Raw genomic sequence first — 6589 nt, 5'->3', positions numbered from 1 at the left:
GGCGCCAAGTGTCGCCTATGTTACCGACTGGTGAGTAAGGTAAGAGGTGCCATTCGCCTCGGGCTCTGGCAGGCGGCCGCCGCGGAGGTTGACCTGCAGCGCGGCGAGCATCAGCCCGGGCAGGGGCAGCGTCCGGTCGCGCTCCTCGCGCAGGCGCACAAACTCCTCCTCGCCGACGCCGTCGCGGAGGTGGACGTTGCGTGCCCGCTGCTCGGCCACGGTCGCCTCCCAACGTGCCGCGCGCCTGCCCGGGCGGTAGTCGTGGCCGGTGAAGAGGCGCGTCTGCGGCTCCAGCGCAAGAATTCGTTGGATGCTGCGGTACAGCGCCCGCGCGTCACCACCGGGAAAATCGGCCCGCGCCGTGCCGGCATCCGGCATGAACAGGGTATCGTGGATGAAGGCGGCGTCCCCGACGAGGTAGGTGACGGAGGCCGCCGTGTGGCCTGGGGAGAAGATCACCTCGACCTCCAGCCCGCCGACCCGGAAGCGGTCACCCTCGGCGAACAGACGGTCCCAGTAGCGGCGGCCCTCTGCTTGCCGCTCCGGCAGGTGGTAGATGTCCGCCCAGATTCCCTGCACCGCGGCGACGCGTTCGCCGATGCCGGTCGGTGCGCCCAGGCGGTCGCCCAGATAGGCCACAGCGGACAGGTGGTCGGCGTGCGGGTGGGTATCGAGCACCCACTCCACGGTCAGGCCCCGCGCCCGGACGTGGTCGGCCATCTGGTCCGCAAGGCGGGTGTCGGTGGCGCCGGAATCGCGGTCGAACCCGAGCACCGGATCGATGATGGCACACCGCGCCGTCTCGGGGTCCGCCACGATATAGGCAACGCTCCCGGTGCCCTCGTCGTAAAAGCCATCCACGACCGGTCTGCGTGACGTCATCGCCTCTCCTCCGTCGCTTGCTAGGCCGGCGCGGCGATCGAGAGGACGGCAAGCATCGCCGCGCCGAGCGCGATGCGGTACCAGGCGAAGGGCGCGAAGCCGTGCCGCCCGACGAAGGCGACGAGCCACCGCACGACCACGAGCGCCGTGGCGAACGATGCGGCGAAGCCGACGGCGATCAGCGCGCTCCCTTCGCCATCCAGCGCCGCGCGGTTCTTGTAAAGGTCGAAGGCCGTGGCCCCGAGCATGGTCGGGATCGCCAGGAAAAAGGAGAACTCGGCGGCCGCCGGGCGATCCACCCGCAGCAGCAGCGCACCAAGGATCGTAGCGCCAGAGCGCGACACGCCGGGGACCATCGCCAGCACCTGGAACGCGCCGATCGCCAGGGCCGTCCGGAGCCCGACCGCCTCCGCCTCGTACACCCGAGGCTGCGGCCGCACCCGCTCCACCACCAGGATGGCGACACCACCCACAATGAGCGCCGCAGCGACGATCCAAGGCGAGAAAAGCACGCCCTTGATGGTCCCGTGCGCCAAGGCGCCGACCACGGCGGCCGGTAGGAAGGCCAGCGCCACCGCAGCCGCGAACCGCCGCGCTGCCGGGTCGCGTGGCAGGCCGGCAGCGGCGCCGAGCAGGCGTGCCCGGTAGACCCAGCACACTGCGAGGATGGCACCGAGTTGGATGGCGATCTCGAAGACCCGGCCGGGTGGCCCGCGGAAGCCCAACAGGTCCACCAGCAAGATCAGGTGGCCCGTCGAGGAGACCGGCAGGAACTCGGTCACCCCTTCGACGATACCCAGCAGCGCGGCAAGCGCCCAGTCGGTCCCAACAGGCATGGCGTCCGGTCAGCCCTGGGCCGGGAGCGCTGGCCAACCGTCGCTAGCCGGCGCCGGTGGTGCCGACGGCGGTGGGGCCACCGTCTTGCCCCCACCCAGCAAGCGGAGCCCGTTCAGCACGACGAGCAGCGACGCCCCGACATCGGCCGAGATCGCCCCCCAGAGGGAGGCGAGGCCCGCCACCGTCATCACGCCCTTCGCAGTGTCGAAGAACAGCCGCGCCTCGCCGCCGCCGAGCGGCCCGACGGCACCTCTCAGAGCGCGGACCTCGTTCGGGCAATCAAGGCTTGCGACCCGGAAGCACAGGGGCGCACCCGCCCGGCCGGCTCCGGCGGCGCTGCGTTGATCACCGTCCATTAGTTTCCTCCTCCTCGACCTCGGCTGCACTCATAGGGTCCCCACTGCTTGACTCCGCGACATGGCCCACCATGTCGCGGATCACGCAGCGGACCCGGTCGTCAGACGCCACGTAAAAAACCTGCTTGCCGCGCTTGCGGGCGGTCAGAAACCGTGCCGCCTTCAGCACCCGCAGGTGATGACTGACGAGGGCGTTAGAGAGCCTGACCCGCTCGGCGACATCGCCGACGCATAGCGGATTGCCGAGGCAAGCCAAGGCGATGCGCAGCCGGTTCGGCTCACCCAGCATGCGAAACACCTCAGCAAGTTCCTGCGCCTGCTCATCGGTGAGTAAGGGCTCGTCCATTCAACCCTCAAATGATCAAATAAATATTTGCATAAAGGGATGTCGGGAACTACGTCAAGGCTGTCTCCCGTCCGCGATCCCTGCCGTTTCCTGTCGCCGCTCCCTAAGAAACCCGTCCAAGAGCAGCAAGGCGACACCGACGCAGATAGCCGCATCAGCGAGGTTGAAGCTCGGCCAGTGCCAGCCGGCGTAATGGAAATCGAGGAAATCGGTCACGCCGCCGTGCCGCAGCCGGTCTACCACGTTACTGATCGCGCCGCCGGCGATGAGGCCGAGCGCGACCCCGACCCAAGCCCGCTCCGCACGAACCATCCACACGCACAGCATGGCGATAACCGCGAGGGCAACGGCCACGAGCGCCCACCGGCCTGCCTCGCCGTTGCCGGCGAAGAGGCCAAAGCTAACACCTGTGTTGCGATGGAACATTAGGTTGAAAAATGGGGCGACCGGGATCGTCTGGGGCGGCTGCATTACCACCTCAGCGATCCACCACTTGGTGCCCTGGTCGAGCGTGAAGGCAGCGATAAGGGCCAGGAGGCCTGCGCGAAATGGGTGGTGAGGACTGCGGAACACGCGGTTCTCCGGGCGTTAGCTACACAAGAAAACGTTCAAACGCCTGTTTTAGCTTTTTTGCAAGAGGTTTTGGCATACCACTACCCACAGTGCGGCCCAGCACCGCCGCGGTAGGAGAGTGTCACCGCGACGTCAGGAGGCTCCGCAACTTCTCCAACGCCACCGCATGGCTTTCCTGATGGTCGATCGTGCCCGCGAAGCGGCCCGCCAGGTCGAGAAGGAAGACGCTGGCCGAGTGGTCCATCGTGTAGCCACCATCCTTGAGCGGCACACGGCGGTAGTAGACCCGAAAGGCCCGCGCCGCGGCCGCGACATGCGCTTCGGTGCCCGAAAGACCGACGATCCGCCGGTCGTAGGCCTCGAGGTAGCCAGCCAGTGTCTCAGGCGTGTCGCGCTCCCAGTCGACACTGACGAACAGCCAGTGCAGCCGGTCTGCCTCGGGACCAAGCGCTTCGATGAGTGCGGTCATGTCACCGAGTGTTGTCGGGCAGACGTCGGGGCACTGGGTGAAGCCGAAGAACACTGTCATCGGCCGGCCGCGGAAATCGGCCTCGGTGACAGCGCGACCGCGGTGATCGGTTAGGCGAAAGGGACCGCCGATCGGCAGGCTCGCCGGCCCAGTTGCGACCGGCCGATCAGCGAGTGGACCGTCGGTGACAAACCAGCCTACTGAAATCGCCAGCACGAGGAAGCCGAGCACGGCCACCAAACCCCAGGCGGCACGGCGGATCCAGCGAAGCATCGTCAGTGCCCTGCATGGGCCGGCTGCCGGGTGCCGGCCGCCTCAACCGAAAGCTCGACGTGGACTTGACCTGCGCGCTCGAAGTGCAGCGTCAGCGACACGCGCTCGCCGCGCGCCAGGGCCCGCGTCGGGCCCACCAGCATCAAGTGCGTCCCGCCCGGGCCGAGCGTCACCGTCTCCCCCGGTGGTACAGAAACGCCGTCGGGGAGTGGGCGCATGCGCATTACCCCCTCCTCCCTCCGCTGCTCATGGATCTCAACGGCGCGCGCCGCCGGCGTCTCCGCGCTGATTAAGCGGTCAGGGTTGGAGCCACTGTTGCGCAACGTTAAATAGCCGACCGCCGTGGGCGCGGTTGCGCCGACCGCGCGGGTCCAGGCCAGGGAAACGGCGATGTCATCAGACTGAGCATGGGCCGCCGCCGCCAGCGCCAGGGCCCCGGCCAGAAGGCCGGGCAAGAGGGTTCGCATGATAGAGTTCTTCGTCCTTTCCGGTCGGTCCTGCTGCGCAAGACCCTGCGCCCGCGCCGCCCTCACCCGATGCTCGCTAGCCAGGGAAAGGTGCGCAGTATCCAGCCAGCCACCGTAGTCAGCTCGCCCATGGCGATGGCAACGCCGGCCGCCACCATCACCGCCCCGCTTACCAAGCGCAGTATATGGCCGAGCCGTCCCAGCCGCCGGCCACGTGCCAACAGAGCCGGCAGGTAGAACGCGGCCAGCAGGAAGGGCACGCCAAGGCCTGCCGCATAGGCGGCCAGGAGAGGAATGCCGCTTGCCGGGGCCATTGCACCGGCCGCTAGCACGGCCGCGAGTACCGGGCCGATGCAGGGCGTCCAACCAAAGCCAAACGCGGCTCCAATCAGCACGGCCGAAACCGGATTGCCACCGGCACCGGGCGCGGCAAAACGCAACTCGCGCGCTAACGGGGCCAGCCGCAGCACGCCCATCTGCACCAAGCCGAGGCACACGATCAGTACCCCGCCGGCGATGGACAGCTCATAGCTCCACCGCCGCAGCCAGCCGCCCAGCAACGTTGCCCCTGCGCCAAGTGCGACAAAGACGGCCGAGAAGCCAAGCACGAAGAACAACGCCATCCGCATCGTACGCCAAGGTCGCGCTTGTGCTTGCGCGAGGTCCGCGCCGGCCACCCAGGCCACATAGCCCGGCACCAGCGGCAGCACGCAGGGCGAAAGGAACGACACCAGCCCGCCGCCGAAGGCTAGAGCAAAGCTGAGTGCCGAGAACTCAAGCATCATGAGGGGAAGGCGGCCTTACAATTTGAGAGCACACAATCATGAAGGCTGCACTTGGTGCGGCCCTCGGCATCCACCAGCGGGTCCTTGTTCTAGCGTGGCGTGACAGGCGCGTTCGGCTGAGCAGGCGCCGGGATGCCGGCTCGCTCCTCCAGCTGCCGAACACGATAATCCAGTGACGCCATTCGCTGCATCATTGGGCACGGGCAATCCATCATCATGCCGCCCTGGCCCTGCATCATCGGCATGTGCTGCATGCCAGGCATACTGCCTTGCGGCGCGCTGTCTTGGGCGAACGCACCGGCAGTGGCAAGCGCTCCAGCCAGCAGGATGGCGGGTAGTGCGATGATCTTATGCATGAAGTCTCCTTTGTCGTTGAAGCCAGTCAATGGAACGACCCTTCCTTATAGGAGGGTTGCGTGGCGAGTAGCGCGATGGCAGCTCACGCTTCCCGCCCGCTGGCCGGGTTTCGACTACAGCACCGCCTTGCAGCCTCGACAGTCATAGAACCATTGGCACGCATCAATCGGCATCGTCTCGATATGCTGGTGACTGCAGTGCGGGTGAGTGATGGTCGGGTTGAGACGGGCTGCATCAAGCCGAGACCTCGGCCAAGTCGTGCCGCGCATCGCGGATAATCGACCAAGCCGATTGCAGGAACAGTCCGGCGATTACCAGCGCCACCGCCAAATCAGGCCAGGCCGTGTCGCTCCACCAGACCAGTCCGGCCGCGACCACTACGGCCGCGTTGCCGATGGCGTCGTTGCGCGAGAACAGCCATACGGCGCGCACATTGGCATCGCCAGTGCGGTGCGGGATCAGCACCACCGCCGCCGCGACGTTCACCACCAAGGCAATCGCCCCGAAAATTCCCATTAGCTCGGGATCCGGCTGGTTGAGCACTAGCACTCGGTAGCCGGTCGAAGCGAGTACGCCGAGGCCAAGCAGGCCCAGGAACATGCCTTGGATCAGTGCCGAACGGGCGCGCCAAGCGAGCGTCCAGCCGATCGCCAAAAGGCCGAAGAAGGTAATCAGCCCGTCGCCGAGGAAATCGAGCGCGTCAGCTTTCAACGCTTGGCTGCCGGCAACGAAGCCGGCGACGATCTCCACCAGGCCATATCCAACATTGAGTAGCACCACGATCCACAGCGCCCGCTTGTAGCCGGGCGTAATGTGGCTGAGGTCCTTCGGCAGTTCGTCGTCATCGTCGCTACCCGCTTCCGGACGGACGGCGGGCCGGTCCAGTCGGTTGAGCTGGTAGCCCAGGCCCGTGACTGCGCGTTCCACCTCGGGCAGCCGCGCAGCGGGATCCGCCAGGCGAAGCGTCATGATCTGCGAGGCGATGGAGACCTTGACCTCCTCCACGCCGACAATGCCCCAGGCAGCCTTCTCGATTTTCGCGGCGCAGGACGGACAATCCATGCCGGTGACCCGGTAGCGCACCGTGTCGGGCGAGTCAGAGATCGCAGTCGTGTTCATCGTCGCCCTTTCATATCAGCATGGAATGATATGTTGCACCATATCAGTGGATTTCAATATGTCGAGCTGATAGTAGAGACGCGATGCTCCTAGCCTGGATTATGCGCGAAGGCTGACGGGCATGG

The 6589-nt window shown here is 66.6% G+C and carries 11 protein-coding genes; all 11 read right to left on the bottom strand.

The features are described from left to right. Positions 1 to 15 precede the first annotated feature (15 nt). Entirely contained in the window at positions 16 to 882 is an 867-nt protein-coding gene (locus tag QWZ14_RS29780; RefSeq protein WP_290320697.1) for an MBL fold metallo-hydrolase, read from the bottom strand. Between the two features lie 20 nt (positions 883 to 902). Next, a complete protein-coding gene (locus QWZ14_RS29775; RefSeq protein ID WP_290320696.1) occupies positions 903 to 1718 on the bottom strand; it encodes an undecaprenyl-diphosphate phosphatase in 816 nt (271 codons plus the stop codon). A gap of 9 nt (positions 1719 to 1727) precedes the next feature. Continuing rightward, positions 1728 to 2075 carry a hypothetical protein gene (locus tag QWZ14_RS32160; protein WP_290320695.1) on the bottom strand — a complete coding sequence of 116 codons (348 nt, stop codon included), beginning with the start codon at positions 2073 to 2075 and terminating at the stop codon, positions 1728 to 1730. Then, the gene (locus QWZ14_RS29765; RefSeq protein WP_290320694.1) at positions 2065 to 2421 is read right to left on the bottom strand and encodes an ArsR/SmtB family transcription factor; all 357 of its coding nucleotides are present in this window, start codon (positions 2419 to 2421) and stop codon (positions 2065 to 2067) included. Before QWZ14_RS29765 ends, QWZ14_RS32160 begins: the two co-directional genes overlap by 11 nt. Before the next feature lie 54 nt (positions 2422 to 2475). After that, positions 2476 to 2994, bottom strand: coding sequence for a signal peptidase II (lspA, locus tag QWZ14_RS29760; RefSeq protein ID WP_290320693.1), 519 nt, complete (start codon positions 2992 to 2994; stop codon positions 2476 to 2478). Positions 2995 to 3115: 121 nt separating this feature from the next. Then, a complete protein-coding gene (locus QWZ14_RS29755) occupies positions 3116 to 3736 on the bottom strand; it encodes an SCO family protein (RefSeq protein WP_290320692.1) in 621 nt (206 codons plus the stop codon). 2 nt (positions 3737 to 3738) lie between these two features. Then, positions 3739 to 4203: a copper chaperone PCu(A)C gene (locus QWZ14_RS29750; RefSeq protein WP_290320691.1), complete on the bottom strand. Its 465-nt coding sequence runs from the start codon at positions 4201 to 4203 to the stop codon at positions 3739 to 3741. A gap of 62 nt (positions 4204 to 4265) precedes the next feature. Continuing rightward, positions 4266 to 4988, bottom strand: coding sequence for a cytochrome c biogenesis CcdA family protein (locus tag QWZ14_RS29745; protein WP_290320690.1), 723 nt, complete (start codon positions 4986 to 4988; stop codon positions 4266 to 4268). Between the two features lie 89 nt (positions 4989 to 5077). Beyond that, positions 5078 to 5344 (bottom strand): hypothetical protein, encoded by a 267-nt coding sequence (locus QWZ14_RS29740; RefSeq protein ID WP_290320689.1) that lies wholly within the window; start codon positions 5342 to 5344, stop codon positions 5078 to 5080. A 114-nt stretch (positions 5345 to 5458) separates the two neighbouring features. Beyond that, the gene (locus tag QWZ14_RS32120; protein WP_290320688.1) at positions 5459 to 5614 is read right to left on the bottom strand and encodes a GDCCVxC domain-containing (seleno)protein; all 156 of its coding nucleotides are present in this window, start codon (positions 5612 to 5614) and stop codon (positions 5459 to 5461) included. Then, positions 5580 to 6464, bottom strand: a complete 885-nt coding sequence (locus QWZ14_RS29730; protein ID WP_290320686.1) for a cation diffusion facilitator family transporter — start codon at positions 6462 to 6464, stop codon at positions 5580 to 5582. Before QWZ14_RS29730 ends, QWZ14_RS32120 begins: the two co-directional genes overlap by 35 nt. Positions 6465 to 6589 lie beyond the last annotated feature (125 nt).

Source organism: Paeniroseomonas aquatica (assembly GCF_030409335.1).
Classification (GTDB): domain Bacteria; phylum Pseudomonadota; class Alphaproteobacteria; order Acetobacterales; family Acetobacteraceae; genus Belnapia; species Belnapia aquatica.
Note: the sequence above shows the minus strand (reverse complement) of the source record. Positions and strands in the feature narration are given on the sequence as shown.

Bases quoted from the DNA above. Each gene is read 5' to 3' on its own strand.
- QWZ14_RS29780 (WP_290320697.1), bottom strand. From the start codon at position 882: ATGACGTCACGCAGACCGGTCGTGGATGGCTTTTACGACGAGGGCACC.
- QWZ14_RS29775 (WP_290320696.1), bottom strand. From the start codon at position 1,718: ATGCCTGTTGGGACCGACTGGGCGCTTGCCGCGCTGCTGGGTATCGTC.
- QWZ14_RS32160 (WP_290320695.1), bottom strand. From the start codon at position 2,075: ATGGACGGTGATCAACGCAGCGCCGCCGGAGCCGGCCGGGCGGGTGCG.
- QWZ14_RS29765 (WP_290320694.1), bottom strand. From the start codon at position 2,421: ATGGACGAGCCCTTACTCACCGATGAGCAGGCGCAGGAACTTGCTGAG.
- QWZ14_RS29755 (WP_290320692.1), bottom strand. From the start codon at position 3,736: ATGCTTCGCTGGATCCGCCGTGCCGCCTGGGGTTTGGTGGCCGTGCTC.
- QWZ14_RS29750 (WP_290320691.1), bottom strand. From the start codon at position 4,203: ATGCGAACCCTCTTGCCCGGCCTTCTGGCCGGGGCCCTGGCGCTGGCG.
- QWZ14_RS29745 (WP_290320690.1), bottom strand. From the start codon at position 4,988: ATGATGCTTGAGTTCTCGGCACTCAGCTTTGCTCTAGCCTTCGGCGGC.
- QWZ14_RS29740 (WP_290320689.1), bottom strand. From the start codon at position 5,344: ATGCATAAGATCATCGCACTACCCGCCATCCTGCTGGCTGGAGCGCTT.
- QWZ14_RS32120 (WP_290320688.1), bottom strand. From the start codon at position 5,614: ATGCGCGGCACGACTTGGCCGAGGTCTCGGCTTGATGCAGCCCGTCTC.
- QWZ14_RS29730 (WP_290320686.1), bottom strand. From the start codon at position 6,464: ATGAACACGACTGCGATCTCTGACTCGCCCGACACGGTGCGCTACCGG.